This window comes from Pseudomonas sp. PL-6, assembly GCF_054110165.1.
Genome location: NZ_CM134189.1, coordinates 4,742,417 through 4,756,102 on the forward strand (window position 1 = coordinate 4,742,417; position 13,686 = coordinate 4,756,102).

Here is a 13,686-nt window from a genome sequence, read left to right on the forward strand (position 1 = left end):
CGGCCGGCAACAACGACAGTTGGCCGGCTGAATGCGCGGCCATAAGCGACCTCAGTCGGCTTCGCCGGCCAGCTTCACCGCGCCGCGGCGCTGGCCGGCGCTGCGGATGCAGTTGCGCCCGGCGGCCTTGGCGCTGTACAGCGCCTTGTCTGCCGCCTTGATCACCGCCTGCGGGCTGCGCTGCTCGGCCTGGCGCGCGGCCACGCCCATGCTGACGGTCACCGACACCTCGCTCGCGCCCTTGCCGCCGCGGCGCTGCTTGCCCTGCTGGTCGCTGCGCGGACGACTCTGCTTGTCGCGCAGCTGCATGCGGTAGTGCTCGATGGCCAGGCGCACCGCCTCCAGATGGGGCTGGCACTGCTCGAGGCTCTTGCCGGGAAACAGCAGGGTGAATTCCTCGCCGCCGTAACGGTAGGCCTTGCCGCCGCCCCCGACCTTGCGCAGCTGGCTGGCGACCAGGCGCAGCACCTGGTCGCCGACGTCGTGGCCGTGAGTGTCGTTGAAGTTCTTGAAGTGGTCGACGTCGACCATGGCGATCACGTAGTCGCGGCCCAGGCGCTGCAGGCGTTCGTTCAGCGCGCGCCGCCCCGGCAGCCCGGTGAGCTCGTCGCGAAAGGCCATCTGGTAGGCCTCGTGGGCCACCGCGGCGACCAGCATGAGCATCGCCAGGCTGCTCATCACCTGCAGCGCGTGGGGCAGGATGAACACCTGCGGCAGCATCCACAGCACGCCGAGCAGGCCGCACAGCTGCGCCGCGTGCAACGGCCGCGGCTGCCGCAGGTACTGCAGCAGCAGGGCGACGAAGGCCAGCAGAAACAGCGGATAGGCCAGTTGCGCCAGGCTCATCCAGGCGCCGTGCAGGCTCGGCCAGTGGATCGCGGCCAGCCACTCGGCCAGCCCCTGCGGATAGCGCCGCGCCAGGCCCAGCGCCAGCCCCCCCAGCGCCAGCAGCACGGCGCCGCGGGCGAGCAGGTCCTGGGCCAGGTGCGAGCGCTCCTCCCAGCACCCGTAGAGGGCATAGAACAGCGGCAACAGCAGGCAGACCAGGTGGAACACCAGGGCCGCATCCTCGCGCACCTGGCCGCCGGCGCGGAAATGGTCGACCTGGATGTCGAGCAGGAAATAGGCGAGGTACAGCACCAGCAGCAGGAACAGCTCGCGCTGACGACCGTAGCCCAGGCAGAAGGCGCCGCCGAGCAGCAGCAACAGGGTCGGCAGTACATTGAACAGCGAGACGAAGAACTCGCTCAGCACCGGCAAACGCGCCGCCAGCAGCCCGCCGAGCAGCAACGGCAGCGAAGACAGGAAATGGCTGAGGCGCAGGCTGGCGAGACGCATCGCGGCAACGTCCATCACGGAGATGACGGCATTTTGCCTGCTTGCTGCGGCGAAAACAGCGACGGGTTGCGACATTCCGTTATCGCCAGCGCACCGGCATAAAAAAACGCCGCCCCGAGGGGCGGCGTTCTTCGACCAGCGGATGGCAGGCTTAGAAGCCCAGGGCGAAGTGCTCTTCGTCCATGTCCATCAGGTTGCTGGCGCCGGACAGCATGGCTTCGACGTGCATGCGGGTACGCGGCAGGATGCGCGCGTAGTAGAAGCGTGCGGTCTGCAGCTTGGCCTTGTAGAAGGCCTCGTCACCGCTGCCGGCGGCCAGCTTCTCGGCCGCCAGGCGCGCCATGTCGGCCCAGAAGTAGGCCAGGCAGGCGTAGCCGGAGTACATCAGGTAGTCCACCGAAGCGGCCCCGACTTCCTCGCGGTCCTTCATCGCCGCCATGCCGACCTTCATGGTGATGTCGCCCCACTCCTTGTTCAGCTTGGCCAGCGGCTCGACGAACTCCTTAACGGCATCGTTGGCCTCGTTGGCCTGGCAGAACTTGTGCACGATCTTGGTGAAGTTCTTCAGCGCGCCGCCCTGGGTCATGAGGATCTTGCGACCCAGCAGGTCGAGGGCCTGCACGCCGGTGGTGCCTTCGTACATCATCGAGATGCGGCAGTCGCGCAGGTTCTGCTCCATGCCCCACTCGCTGATGAAGCCGTGGCCACCGTAGATCTGCATGCCGTGGGAGGCGGACTCGAAGCCCACTTCGGTCATGAAGGCCTTGGCGATCGGGGTGAGGAAAGCCAGCAGTTCGTCGGCGGCTTTCTTCTCTTCTTCGTTCTGGCTGTGCTGAACGATGTCGACCTGCTTGGCGGTGAAGTAGACCATGGCGCGGTTGCCTTCGGCGAAGGCCTTCATGGTCAGCAGCATGCGGCGCACGTCCGGATGCACGATGATCGGGTCGGCGGCTTTTTCCGGCGCTTTCGGGCCGGTCAGCGAACGCATCTGCAGACGCTCGCGGGCGTACTTGATGCCACCCTGGAAGCCGACTTCGGCGTGGGCCAGGCCTTGCAGCGCGGTACCCAGGCGAGCGGTGTTCATGAAGGTGAACATGCAGTTCAGGCCCTTGTTGGCCGGGCCGATCAGGAAGCCGGTGGCGCCGTCGAAGTTCATCACGCAGGTGGCGTTGCCGTGGATGCCCATCTTGTGCTCGATCGAGCCACAGGACACCGCGTTGCGCTCACCGACGCCGCCATCGGCCGAGGGCAGGAACTTCGGCACGATGAACAGCGAGATACCCTTGGTACCGGCCGGCGCATCGGGCAGGCGGGCCAGAACGATATGGACGATGTTGTCGGCCATGTCGTGCTCGCCAGCGGAGATGAAGATCTTGGTGCCGGAAACCTTGTAGCTGCCGTCGGCCTGCGGTTCGGCCTTGGTGCGCAGCATGCCCAGGTCGGTGCCGCAATGCGGCTCGGTCAGGCACATGGTGCCGGTCCACTCGCCGGACACCAGCTTGGTCAGGTAGGTGTGCTTCTGCTCGTCGGTGCCGTGGGCGCTCAGGGTGTTCATCGCACCGTGGGACAGGCCCGGGTACATGCCCCAGGACCAGTTGGCCGAACCGACCATCTCGCTGATGGCCAGGCCGAGGGATTCCGGCAGGCCCTGGCCGCCGTGCTCGACGTCGTGCGCCAGGCTCGGCCAGCCGCCTTCGACGAACTGCTGATAGGCCTCTTTGAAGCCGGTCGGGGTCTTCACGCCGGATTCGCTCCAGGTGCAGCCCTCGATGTCACCCACACGGTTCAGCGGCGACAGCACCTGCTCGCAGAACTTGGCGCCTTCTTCGAGGATGGCGTCGACCATGTCCGGAGTGGCGTCCTGGCAGCCAGGCAGGCTCTGATAGTGCGCTTCGTAGCCCAGCAGTTCGTCACGGACGAAACGAATATCACGCAAGGGGGCCTTGTAATCAGGCATAGCGGTAAACCTCTGCGGTGGATTCCTAGTAGTTGGGGTGACCGGCTTGTCGGTCGCTTTCGGGATCACTCCCGGCTGCTGGGCCACGCATTCGCGGCCCAGCAATCAAACAGGCGTTTGAAACATACGTTTACGCCACCCCCTTGTCAAGCGCTCCAATCGCCCGGCTAGGCGAGCAGATCGATGCGCGAATCCGGCGCCGGCAATTCGCCCAGGCGCCGATACAGCTCAAGACTAGGCGCTGGCGGCAAGGACTGCTGCGCGGCGCGGTCTTCTTCGTCGCCTTCCTCGGCGTCCCGCTCGGCCTGGCGCGCCTCGGCCGCGGCGGCGGCCTCCGCGCGGCGCAGCTCGGCCAGTTCCACCCGCGCCTGAGCCGCCTGCGCCTGGGCCTGGGCGGCGACGCGCAGGTCCTGCGCGGACGGCTCGACCGGCGCCAGCGCGGCACGCAGGACCACCTCCATCTTGCGCAGGGTGGCTTCGGGATCATTGGGCACGGGGGCGGTGTCGATGCTGACTTCGCCGGAAACGGCGTAGCGCTGGCCGTCCGGGCCGCGCTTGAAGCTGTAGCTGGGCGCCCCGGCGTACTGTCCGCCCACCGCGGCATGGGCCTGCTCGTGGGCGCGCACTTCGCGGTCGCGCTGGCGCAGCTCGGCGATTTCCAGTTGTTCGAGACGTTGCTGCTGCGCACTGGGCTCGCCGTCGCCACGGCCATCGCGCTCGGCCGAGCGATCCGCCTCCTCGCGCCCGGAAGCGGAGGAGTCGGCCTGCGCCTCCTGCGTCGGGGCGGCAGGCGGCTGATCGGCGCGAGCGATATCGGGGGAAACTGCGGCCGAGAGTGGCCGGGCCGGCGCGACGGGCGGCGAAGGGACGAACGACGGCAGGCTGCTGCCGATCTGCATATGCTCCCTCCTACCCCGCAGTTGGCCGCATCCGCGGCCGGGGTGGAACTACTTAGGCACGCGTATCGATCAGGGTGCCAAGCACCTCGTCGGCGGTTTCCACGACGCGCGCACTGGCGCGCACCTCGTTCTCGCCGACGCGCAGGGCGACCAGGCTTTGCGCCAGGTCGGGGCGAGTCTGTTCGGCGGCTTGCGGCGCCGGATTGACCTGATTCTGCGGCGGGGTCTGACTGCCTTGCGGCGGCTGGCTGACGGCGTTGCTGGCGATCTCGCTGGCTGCCTGTTCGACACGGCGCTGCCCGGCCTGAATGCCGCTCAGACCCGAGTTGAATGCGTTGGCGGAGATTTCCATCGGCAGCTCCCGGCGCGATTAGAACCTAATGGCCGGTATTGAAGCAGAAACTGCCTAAATAACGTACAGGCAAAAGGCTATGGTCGGGTAACTGCTTATTACCGGCGGACCAGCCGGTCGAGATCCAGATGCGCCGCCACCGCCGCCGGGCTTGCCTGGGCCAGACGCGGCACGCGCCCCAGGCAGGGCGCCGCCAGACGTTCGGCGAGGGTGGCGAGGTTTTCCTCCAGGCGCGAGGTCTGCGCATCGACCACATTGGCCACCCAGCCGGCCAGGCGCAGGCCGTCGCGCTCGATGGCCTCCATGCTGAGCACGGCGTGGTTGATGCAGCCCAGGCGCACGCCGACCACCAGGATCACCGGCAGGCCCAGGGCCACGGCCAGGTCGGAGAGGTTCTCGTCGCCGGCCAGCGGCACGCGCCAGCCGCCGGCGCCTTCCACCAGGGAAAAATCGGCGCCCTTGGCCAGGATCGCGCGCACCGGGCCGAGCAGGCTGGCCACATCCAGCTGCACCCCGGCCTCGCGCGCCGCCAGGTGCGGGGCGATGGCCGGGGCGAAGGCCAGCGGATTGACCTCCTCGTAGCGCAGCGCCAGCGAGCATTCGCCGAGCAGGGCCAGGGCATCGTCGTTGCGCAGGCCGTCTGCGGTCATGGCGCAACCGGAGGCCACCGGCTTGGCCGCCGCGGTACTCAGCCCGCGCCGGCGAGCGGCATGCAGCAAGCCGGCGGCGATGGTGGTCTTGCCGATTTCCGTGTCCGTTCCGGTAACGAAGTAGGCTTGAGTCATCAGTCGAACCCTCTGCCGAAGTGGTCTTGCCGGCTTCTCATGCCGAGCCAGGTATCCGTTCCGGTGACGAAGTAGGCGTGGGTCACTGCGGGTGCTCCATTCGATCCACGCTCAACGGCTTCTGCAGCACGCCATAGACCACCTGGTAGGTGGCCGGCAGCCCCTCGGCCTGGCGGAAGCCCTCGTAGGACTCGATCAGCGCGCGAATCCGCGCGCGCCCGGTCAGCCCGCCCGGCCGCCCCGGGTTGAGGTTGTGCGCGCCGAGGTCCTTGAGCGAGGCGGTCAGGCTGCGCAGGTCGGGAAAATGCAGCACCTCGGCCTGGCGCTGCAGGCTCAGCAGCTGCAACTCGCCGGCGGCGCACAGGCGCTGGTAGTCCTCGAAGCGGCGAAAGCGGTTGACGTGGACGAAGCCGTCCACCGCCTGCCAGCTGCCCTGCAGCTCCTGCAGGGTGCCGACGCACAGACTGGAAAAGGCCAGCACGCCGCCCGGGCGCAGCACCCGCGCCGCCTCGCGGAGCACCTGCGGGAAATCGGCGCACCACTGCAGCGCCAGGCTGGAGAACAGCAGGTCGAGGCTGGCGGCCTGCAGCGGCAGCGCCTCGGCATCGCCGGCGACGAAATGCGCGGCGCCACCCAGCGGCCGGGCATGGCGCAGCATGCCCTCGGCGATATCCACGGCCAGGCCCTCGCTCCGCGGGAAGCGTGCGCCCAGGGCGCGGGTGAAATGCCCGGTGCCGCAGCCCAGGTCCAGCCAGCGCGCCGGCTGTAGCGAGACGGGCAGGCGCTCGAGCAGCTGCGCGCCGACGCTGCGCTGCAGCTCGGCCACCGCGTCGTAACTGTCCGCCGCACGGGAGAAGGAGGCCGCGACCTGGCGCTTGTCCGGCAGACCGCCGGGCTGGGCATGCTCGCTCATGGTCGGCCCCCGCGGAAGAAAGCCAGCACCCTACGACTCGCCATCACTGGCCTCGCGGATAAAGTCGAGCAACAGCGCCGCCAGGGCCTGCGGCTGTTCCAGCACGAAGGCATGGCCGCAGCCTTCCAGCACATCCACCTCGCCGGCCGGCAGCAGGGCCAGCAGCGCTGCGCCGGCTGCGGCCGGTACCAGGGCGTCCTGCTCGGCCAGCAGGTGCAACTGCGGCCCGGCGAAGGCGGCCAGCGCCGCGCGATTGTCCAGGCTCGCCAGCACCCGAAGCCCGGCCAGCAATTGCGCGCCATCCGCCTTGGTCAGCGCCGCTAGCAGGCGGCGCGCCAGGCCGCGGGCGTCGCTTGCGCCCTGGGCGCAGAGCATGGCGAAACGCTTGAGGGTGGCGCCGGCGTCCTGCGCGCAGCCGGCCTCGAACGCGGCGAAGGTCTCGACCGGCATGGCGCTCGGCCAGTCCTCGCGAGCGACGAAGCAGGCATTGGCGGCCAGGCTGATCAGCCCCCGGCAACGCGCGCCGCGGCGCGCCGCCAGCGCGGTGGCGAGCATGCCGCCGAGCGACCAGCCGGCCAGCCAGCAGTCTTGCGGCAGGCGCGCGTCCAGCTCATCGAGCCAATCGTCCACTGCCGCCGAGGTCAGCGCCGGCAGTTCGCACCATTCAACCCGCAGCTGGTCGCCCAGCGCCTCAGCCAACGGCTGCAACAGGGTGCTGTCCAGGCCCCAGCCGGGCAGCAGGATCAGTCGTTCAGTCATGCTCTTGCACCTGCGGCCAGCATTCGGCCAGCGCCTCCAGCAGCAGCTCCAGCTGCTCCTCGCTGTGCGCCGCGGACAGGGTCACCCGCAGCCGCGCGCCGCCGACCGGCACGGTGGGCGGGCGGATGGCGCCGACCAGCAGGCCGCGCTCCTTGAGCAGTGCCGAAAGCTTGAGGGCACGGGCACTGTCGCCGACCAGGATCGGTTGGATCGGCGTCGGGCTGTCCATCAGGCTCAGGCCGATCTCGGCGGCGCCGGCACGAAAGCGCGCGATCAACTGGTTCAGGTGCTCGCGGCGCCAGCCTTCGCTGCGCAGCAACTCCAGGCTCTTCAGGGTGGCGCAGGCCACCGCCGGCGGCTGGCTGGTGGTGTAGATATAGGGGCGGGCGAACTGGATCAGGGTCTCGATCAGTTCCTCGCTGCCGGCGACGAAGGCCCCGGCGGTGCCGAACGCCTTGCCCAGGGTGCCGACCAGCACCTGCACGTCGTCCGGGCCCAGGCCGAAGTGTTCGACTATGCCGCCGCCGGTGGCGCCCAGCGGACCGAAGCCATGGGCGTCGTCGACCATCACCCAGGCCTGCGTGGCGCGCGCCTCGGCGCACAGCGCGGGCAGATCGGCGAGGTCGCCGTCCATGCTGAACACGCCGTCGCTGACCACCAGGCAGTTGCCGCTGGCCTTGCGCAGGCGATTGGCCAGGCTCACCGCATCGTTGTGCAGGTAGCGCGAGAAGCGCGCCCCCGACAGCAGGCCGGCATCCAGCAAGGATGCGTGGTTGAGGCGGTCCTGCAGCACGCTGTCACCCTGCCCGACCAGCGCGGTGACCACCGCCAGGTTGGCCATATAGCCGGTGGAGAACAGCAGCGCGCGCGGCCGCCCGGTGAACTCGGCCAGCGCCTCTTCCAGCTGGTGGTGCGGCGTGCTGTGGCCGATCACCAGGTGCGAGGCGCCGCCGCCGACGCCCCACTTCTCGGCGCCGGCGCGCATGGCCGCGATCACCTCGGGGTGATTGGCCAGGCCCAGGTAATCGTTGGAGCAGAAGGCCAGCAGCTCGCGGCCATCGACCTGCACCAGCGGCCCCTGAGGTGATTCAAGCAGCGGGCGTTGGCGATAGAGGTTGGCGGCGCGGCGCTCGGCGAGGCGAGTGGCAAGATCGAAGCTCATGGCAAGACCTGGTGGATAACCGCAAGCGGGTTATCCACCCTACAGAAGGACTACGTAGGGTGGATGACGCGAAGCTCATCCACCGCCTGACTTCAGACCGCGGCGTTATAGAACAGCTTGGAATCGCGCTGCTCGACCAGGGCCTGCTCGATGGCGGCCTGGTGCACCTCGTCGGCATGCTCCTCGCGCTCCTCCGGCTTGATGCCGAGGCGCTTGAACAGGGCCATGTCCTTGTCCGCCTGGGGGTTGGCGGTGGTCAGCAGCTTCTCGCCGTAGAAGATCGAGTTGGCGCCGGCCATGAAGGCCAGGGCCTGCATCTGCTCGTTCATCTGCTCGCGGCCGGCGGACAGGCGCACGTGGGATTTCGGCATCATGATCCGCGCCACCGCCAGGGTGCGGATGAAGTCGAACGGATCGACGTCCTTCTCCTCGGCCAGCGGCGTGCCCTTGACCTTGACCAGCATGTTGATCGGCACGCTCTCCGGGTGCTCCGGCAGGTTGGCCAGCTGGATCAGCAGGCCGGCGCGGTCGTCCACCGACTCGCCCATGCCGAGGATGCCGCCGGAGCAGATCTTCATCCCCGCCTCGCGCACGTAGGCCAGGGTCTGCAGGCGCTCGCCGTAGGTGCGGGTGGTGATGATGTTGCCGTAGAACTCCGGCGAGGTATCCAGGTTGTGGTTGTAGTAGTCCAGCCCCGCCTCGGCCAGCGCCTGGGTCTGCTCCTGATCCAGCTTGCCCAGGGTCATGCAGGTTTCCAGGCCGAGTTTCTTCACCCCTTTAACCATTTCCAGCACGTAGGGCATGTCCTTGGCCGACGGGTGCTTCCACGCCGCCCCCATGCAGAAGCGCGTGGAGCCGATGGCCTTGGCCTCTTCGGCGGCCTTGAGCACCTTCTCCACCTCCATCAGCTTTTCCTTGTCCAGGCCGGTGTTGTAGTGGCCGGACTGCGGGCAGTACTTGCAGTCTTCCGGGCAGGCGCCGGTCTTGATCGACAGCAGGGTAGAAACCTGTACGCGGTTAGGGTCGAAGTGCGCGCGGTGCACCGTCTGCGCCTGGAACAACAGATCGTTGAACGGCTGTTCGAACAGCGCGCGGACTTCGGCCAGCGACCAGTCGTGGCGGGTGGGGGTGGCGGCGGTTGCACTCATCGGGAGCTTCCTTCGACGCTAGGCGGCGTCTGTTGTCGGGGCCCGCGCACGGGGCGACGGGACGTTCAGGCTTAGGGCATCATAAGTGGCCTTTGGATGCTGTCAACCACCAACAAGGCACAGGTTTACCACTGATCATTTATTGATCAATCGAACTTTCATACTGGCACCTGGCCAAACCCCCTATCGCGTCATCGGAATCTTCTGCATGCAGCTAACCGGCTTTTTCGACTGGCTGGGGCATACCCTGGGCAGCGCCATCCGCTTTATCGTCGAGCTGTGCTCCGGCGCCCTGGGCGCAGTGGCCGACGCCATCGATGCGTTCCTCGGCGGCATGGCGCGGGCCATCGGCATGGACGTGTCGATCTTCAGCTTCATCCTGCTGATCCTCGGCCTGCTGTTTCTCTACAAGGGCGTGCGCGCGCTGCTACGCAAAGCCATTTTCGCCGGGGTGCTCTGGCTGCTGCTGGGCCTGCTGCTGATGGGCTGGCTGATCCACTGAGCGCCGGCTAGGCTCAGGGCTTTCGCTCACGGACGAGCCGTCATGCCCCTGCTCCCCCTCAAGCTTCCCGCCTGGCTGCAACCGCGCCGCCATTGCCAACTCTGCGACGAGCCCGCCGACCACCCCCGACACGCCATCTGCAGCGCCTGCGAGACCGAGCTGCCCTGGCTCGGCGCGCAGTGCCAGGTGTGCGCGGTGCCGCTGCCGATGGCCGGCCTGATCTGCGGCGCCTGCCAGCGCCAGGCGCCGAGCTTCGCCCGGGTGGAGGCGCCGTGGCGCTATGCCTTCCCGGTGGACAACCTGATCACCCGCTTCAAGCACCAGGGCCAGTGGCCGCACGGCCGGCTGCTCGCCGAACTGCTGGCCGAACACCTGCAGCACGCCTACGACGAAGGCTTGCCCAGGCCGCAGGCACTGCTGCCGGTGCCCCTGGCGCGGCGGCGCCAGCGTCGCCGCGGTTTCAACCAGGCGCAGATGCTCGCCGACTGGCTCGGCCGCCGCCTGCAGTTGCCGGTGCACGGCGACTGGCTGCAACGGCGCCTGGACACCCCGGCGCAGCAGGGCCTGGACGCCGCCACGCGCAAGCGCAACCTGCGCCAGGCCTTCGCCCTCGACGCCGGCGCCGAGCTCGCCGGGCGCCACCTGGCACTGGTCGACGACGTGCTCACCACCGGCGCCACCGCCGGTATCCTCGCCCGCCTGCTGCGCCGCGCCGGCGCCGCGCGGGTCGACGTCTACTGCCTGGCGCGCACGCCGCGCCCCGGCGACGGCTGACTTGACTTGCCGGTCAGAGTCGCGCAACGTGCCGCCCATCGCCCTTGCCATCCGCAGCCCATGGCCCAGCCCGATCCTCTCGCCCAACTGCTCAGCCGCCGCCCGCAACGCCTGGTCCTGCTCGAGCAGATCGCCGTACAAGGCTCGATCACCCGCGCCGCCAAGGCCGCCGGGCTCAGCTACAAGGCCGCCTGGGACGCCATCGACGAACTCAACAACCTCGCCGAACAGCCACTGGTCAGCCGCAGCGTCGGCGGCAAGGGCGGCGGCGGCGCGCGCCTGACCCCGGCCGGCGCACGCCTGCTGGCCCTGCATCGGCGGGTGCAGGCACTGCAGGCGCAGCTGCTGCAGGCTGCCGAGGACGACGCCGACCTGCAGCTGCTCGGCCGCCTGCTGCTGCGCACCAGCGCACGCAACCAGCTGAGCGGCCGGGTGCGGGCGATCCAGGCACAGGGACGCAACGATCTGGTCGAACTGGAACTGCCGGGCGGCGCGCTGATCCGCGCGCAGATCACGCGCGACAGCACCGAGAAACTCGAACTGAGTGCCGGCGCCGGCGTGGTGGCGCTGATCAAGGCCGGCTGGCTGGAACTGCAGCCGCTGTCGGCGCCGCCCGATCCCGCACGCAATGCCCTGGACGGCTGGATCGAGCAGGTCCTGGCGGCGGACGACGGCCCCAGCGAAGTGCGCATCGGCCTGGCCAGCGGCCAGACCCTGTGCGCCCTGGTCGACCCCGCGCGCCTGGCGCAGCTGGGCCTGCGCGCCGGCGACCCGGTACGCGCGCAGTTCGCCGCCAGCCAGGTATTGCTCGGCACCCAGGTCTGACCCCGCTGGCCGGGGACAAAGGGCTACACTGTGCGCCCTAGCGCGCGGAGCCTGTCATGAGCCATCCCTTCTCCACCCTCACCCCGGACCTGGTGCTCGACGCCGTGGAGAGCCTCGGTTACCTCAGCGACGCCCGCGTGCTGGCGCTCAACAGCTACGAGAACCGCGTCTACCAGGTGGGCATCGAGGACGAGGCGCCGCTGATCGCCAAGTTCTACCGCCCCGACCGCTGGAGCGATGCGGCGATCCGCGAGGAGCACAGCTTCAGCTTCGAGCTGGCCGAATGCGAGGTGCCGGTGGTGGCGCCGCTGCTGCGTGACGGCGAGACCCTGTTCGAGCACGGCGGTTTCCGCTTCGCCCTGTTCCCGCGCCGCGGCGGGCGCGCGCCGGAGCCGGGCAACCTGGATCAGCTGTACCGCCTCGGCCAGTTGCTCGGCCGCCTGCACGCGGTCGGCGCCAGCCGCCCCTTCGCCCACCGCGAAACCCTGGCGGTGGACAATTTCGGCCACGCCTCGCTGGCCACCCTGCTCGGCGGCGGCTTCGTCCCGCGCAGCCTGCTGCCGGCCTACGAGTCGGTGGCGCGCGACCTGCTGGCGCGCCTCGATCAGCTGTTCGCCCGCGTGCGCTACCAGCCGATCCGCCTGCACGGCGACTGCCACCCCGGCAACCTGCTGTGCCGCGACGACAGCTTCCACATCGTCGATCTCGACGACTGCCGCATGGGCCCAGCGGTACAGGACCTGTGGATGATGCTGGCGGGCGAGCGCCACGAGCGCCTCGGCCAACTGGCCGAGCTGATGGACGGCTACCAGGAATTCCACGACTTCGATACCCGCGAGCTGCCGCTGATCGAGGGCCTGCGCGCGCTGCGCCTGATGCACCACAGCGCCTGGATCGCCCGACGCTGGGACGACCCGGCCTTCCCCCTGGCCTTCCCCTGGTTCGCCGGCGAGCGCTACTGGGGCGACCAGATCCTCTCCTTGCGCGAGCAACTGGCGGCGCTGGACGAGGAGCCGCTGCGGCTGTTCTGAGACGTAGCCCGGATGAGCCTTGCAATGATCGCCGGCAGGCCGGCCCAGACCGATACAGTTGCCCGCGCCGCGTAAACTTTGCCTTACGACTTTCCCGGCACGCGGCCATGGAGAAAAACTGAACGAACAGACAAGCCCGGGGCCCGGAGACTAGAATTCCGCGGCTACCGTTAGCTGCCTAAGCAAGGACTCCGCATGGCCACCGCCAACCCGCGACGCGGGTATCTCCTCGGCCTCACCGCCTACGTCATCTGGGGCCTGTTCCCGCTATACTTCAAGGCCATCCAGAGCGTGCCGGCACTGGAAATCATCGTCCACCGGGTGCTCTGGTCGGCACTGTTCGGCGGCCTGCTGCTGCTCGTGTGGAAACACCCGGGCTGGTGGCGCGAGCTGCGCGACCATCCCAAGCGCCTGGCGGTGCTGGCCGGCTGCGGCCTGCTGATCGCCACCAACTGGCTGGTCTACGTCTGGGCGGTGAACAACGAGCGGATGATCGAGGCCAGCCTGGGTTACTACATCAACCCGCTGATCAACGTGCTGCTCGGCCTGCTGATTCTCGGCGAGCGCCTGCGCCGCCTGCAGTGGCTGGCCGTCGGCCTGGCCGCCCTCGGCGTGCTGCAGCAGGTCTGGCAGCTGGGCAGCCTGCCCTGGGTGTCGCTGGTGCTGGCGCTGACCTTCGGCTTCTACGGGCTGATCCGCAAACAGGCGCCGGTCGCCGCCCTGCCCGGTCTGGTGGTGGAGACCTGGCTGCTGCTGCCGGTGGCGCTGGCCTGGCTGGCCCTGCACCCGGCGGCGGCGAGCAGCCAGGCGAGCTTCTGGACCAGTAGCGAGGCGCTGTGGCTGGCGGCCGCTGGGCCCATCACCCTGGTGCCGCTGGTGTGCTTCAACGCCGCAGCGCGCCACCTGCCCTACACCACCCTGGGCTTTCTGCAGTACATCGCGCCGACCCTGGTGCTGCTGCAGGCGATCCTGCTGTTCGACGAGCATTTCGCCCCCAGCACCCTGCTGGCCTTCGCCTGCATCTGGGCCGGGTTGGCGGTGTACAGCCTGGATATCTGGCTGAGCCTGCGCAAACGTCCGAGCGTGTAAGGGGTGGGGGGCGCAGCGCACGCACTCGGCTGAGCAGAAAACACCCAACCGCCGCCAGGCTGCGTCAGCCCTGGCGCGGGCCTTTCGGCCCCGGCTAAGCCACAGCTCCCCCGGCATTTGCGCACAAACCTTTGATCCTGCTGATTTTTTAG

At 68.9% G+C, this 13,686-nt stretch carries 14 protein-coding genes; 5 read left to right on the forward strand and 9 right to left on the reverse strand.

Annotated elements, in window-relative coordinates; translation table 11 throughout:
• Window positions 1-51: 51 nt before the first annotated feature.
• From ACW9UL_RS20780 to bioB, 9 genes are all read right to left on the reverse strand, one after another.
• Window positions 52-1,338 carry a GGDEF domain-containing protein gene (locus ACW9UL_RS20780; RefSeq protein WP_122110071.1) on the reverse strand — a complete coding sequence of 429 codons (1,287 nt, stop codon included), beginning with the start codon at window positions 1,336-1,338 and terminating at the stop codon, window positions 52-54.
• 151 nt (window positions 1,339-1,489) lie between these two features.
• On the reverse strand, window positions 1,490-3,295 hold the full coding sequence (locus tag ACW9UL_RS20785; RefSeq protein ID WP_122110072.1) for a phenylacyl-CoA dehydrogenase: 1,806 nt from the start codon (window positions 3,293-3,295) through the stop codon (window positions 1,490-1,492).
• Between the two features lie 167 nt (window positions 3,296-3,462).
• Window positions 3,463-4,194, reverse strand: coding sequence for a putative metalloprotease CJM1_0395 family protein (locus ACW9UL_RS20790; protein WP_457788142.1), 732 nt, complete (start codon window positions 4,192-4,194; stop codon window positions 3,463-3,465).
• Between the two features lie 52 nt (window positions 4,195-4,246).
• On the reverse strand, window positions 4,247-4,546 hold the full coding sequence (locus ACW9UL_RS20795; protein ID WP_397497755.1) for a hypothetical protein: 300 nt from the start codon (window positions 4,544-4,546) through the stop codon (window positions 4,247-4,249).
• A gap of 98 nt (window positions 4,547-4,644) precedes the next feature.
• Window positions 4,645-5,331, reverse strand: coding sequence for a dethiobiotin synthase (bioD, locus tag ACW9UL_RS20800; protein WP_457788143.1), 687 nt, complete (start codon window positions 5,329-5,331; stop codon window positions 4,645-4,647).
• A gap of 82 nt (window positions 5,332-5,413) precedes the next feature.
• Window positions 5,414-6,244 (reverse strand): malonyl-ACP O-methyltransferase BioC, encoded by an 831-nt coding sequence (gene bioC, locus ACW9UL_RS20805; protein WP_457788144.1) that lies wholly within the window; start codon window positions 6,242-6,244, stop codon window positions 5,414-5,416.
• Between the two features lie 30 nt (window positions 6,245-6,274).
• The gene (locus ACW9UL_RS20810; RefSeq protein WP_457788145.1) at window positions 6,275-7,003 is read right to left on the reverse strand and encodes an alpha/beta fold hydrolase; all 729 of its coding nucleotides are present in this window, start codon (window positions 7,001-7,003) and stop codon (window positions 6,275-6,277) included.
• The gene (gene bioF / locus ACW9UL_RS20815; protein WP_457788146.1) at window positions 6,996-8,165 is read right to left on the reverse strand and encodes an 8-amino-7-oxononanoate synthase; all 1,170 of its coding nucleotides are present in this window, start codon (window positions 8,163-8,165) and stop codon (window positions 6,996-6,998) included. The genes ACW9UL_RS20810 and bioF overlap by 8 nt, the downstream gene beginning before the upstream one ends.
• Window positions 8,166-8,257: 92 nt before the next feature.
• Complete coding sequence (gene bioB, locus ACW9UL_RS20820) at window positions 8,258-9,313, reverse strand: biotin synthase BioB (protein WP_457788147.1); 1,056 nt, start codon at window positions 9,311-9,313, stop codon at window positions 8,258-8,260.
• A gap of 208 nt (window positions 9,314-9,521) precedes the next feature.
• Between bioB and ACW9UL_RS20825 the strand changes: the two genes are divergently transcribed.
• The 5 genes from ACW9UL_RS20825 to rarD all read left to right on the forward strand — a co-directional run bounded on the left by ACW9UL_RS20825 (window position 9,522) and on the right by rarD (window position 13,534).
• Window positions 9,522-9,815 (forward strand): hypothetical protein, encoded by a 294-nt coding sequence (locus ACW9UL_RS20825; protein ID WP_457788148.1) that lies wholly within the window; start codon window positions 9,522-9,524, stop codon window positions 9,813-9,815.
• Between the two features lie 42 nt (window positions 9,816-9,857).
• Complete coding sequence (locus ACW9UL_RS20830; protein ID WP_457788149.1) at window positions 9,858-10,589, forward strand: ComFC family protein; 732 nt, start codon at window positions 9,858-9,860, stop codon at window positions 10,587-10,589.
• Window positions 10,590-10,649: 60 nt separating this feature from the next.
• Entirely contained in the window at window positions 10,650-11,414 is a 765-nt protein-coding gene (gene modE, locus ACW9UL_RS20835) for a molybdenum-dependent transcriptional regulator ModE (protein ID WP_457788150.1), read from the forward strand.
• 56 nt (window positions 11,415-11,470) lie between these two features.
• The gene (gene srkA / locus ACW9UL_RS20840) at window positions 11,471-12,445 is read left to right on the forward strand and encodes an SrkA family protein kinase (RefSeq protein ID WP_457788151.1); all 975 of its coding nucleotides are present in this window, start codon (window positions 11,471-11,473) and stop codon (window positions 12,443-12,445) included.
• Between the two features lie 195 nt (window positions 12,446-12,640).
• Window positions 12,641-13,534, forward strand: a complete 894-nt coding sequence (rarD, locus tag ACW9UL_RS20845; protein ID WP_021442079.1) for an EamA family transporter RarD — start codon at window positions 12,641-12,643, stop codon at window positions 13,532-13,534.
• Window positions 13,535-13,686 lie beyond the last annotated feature (152 nt).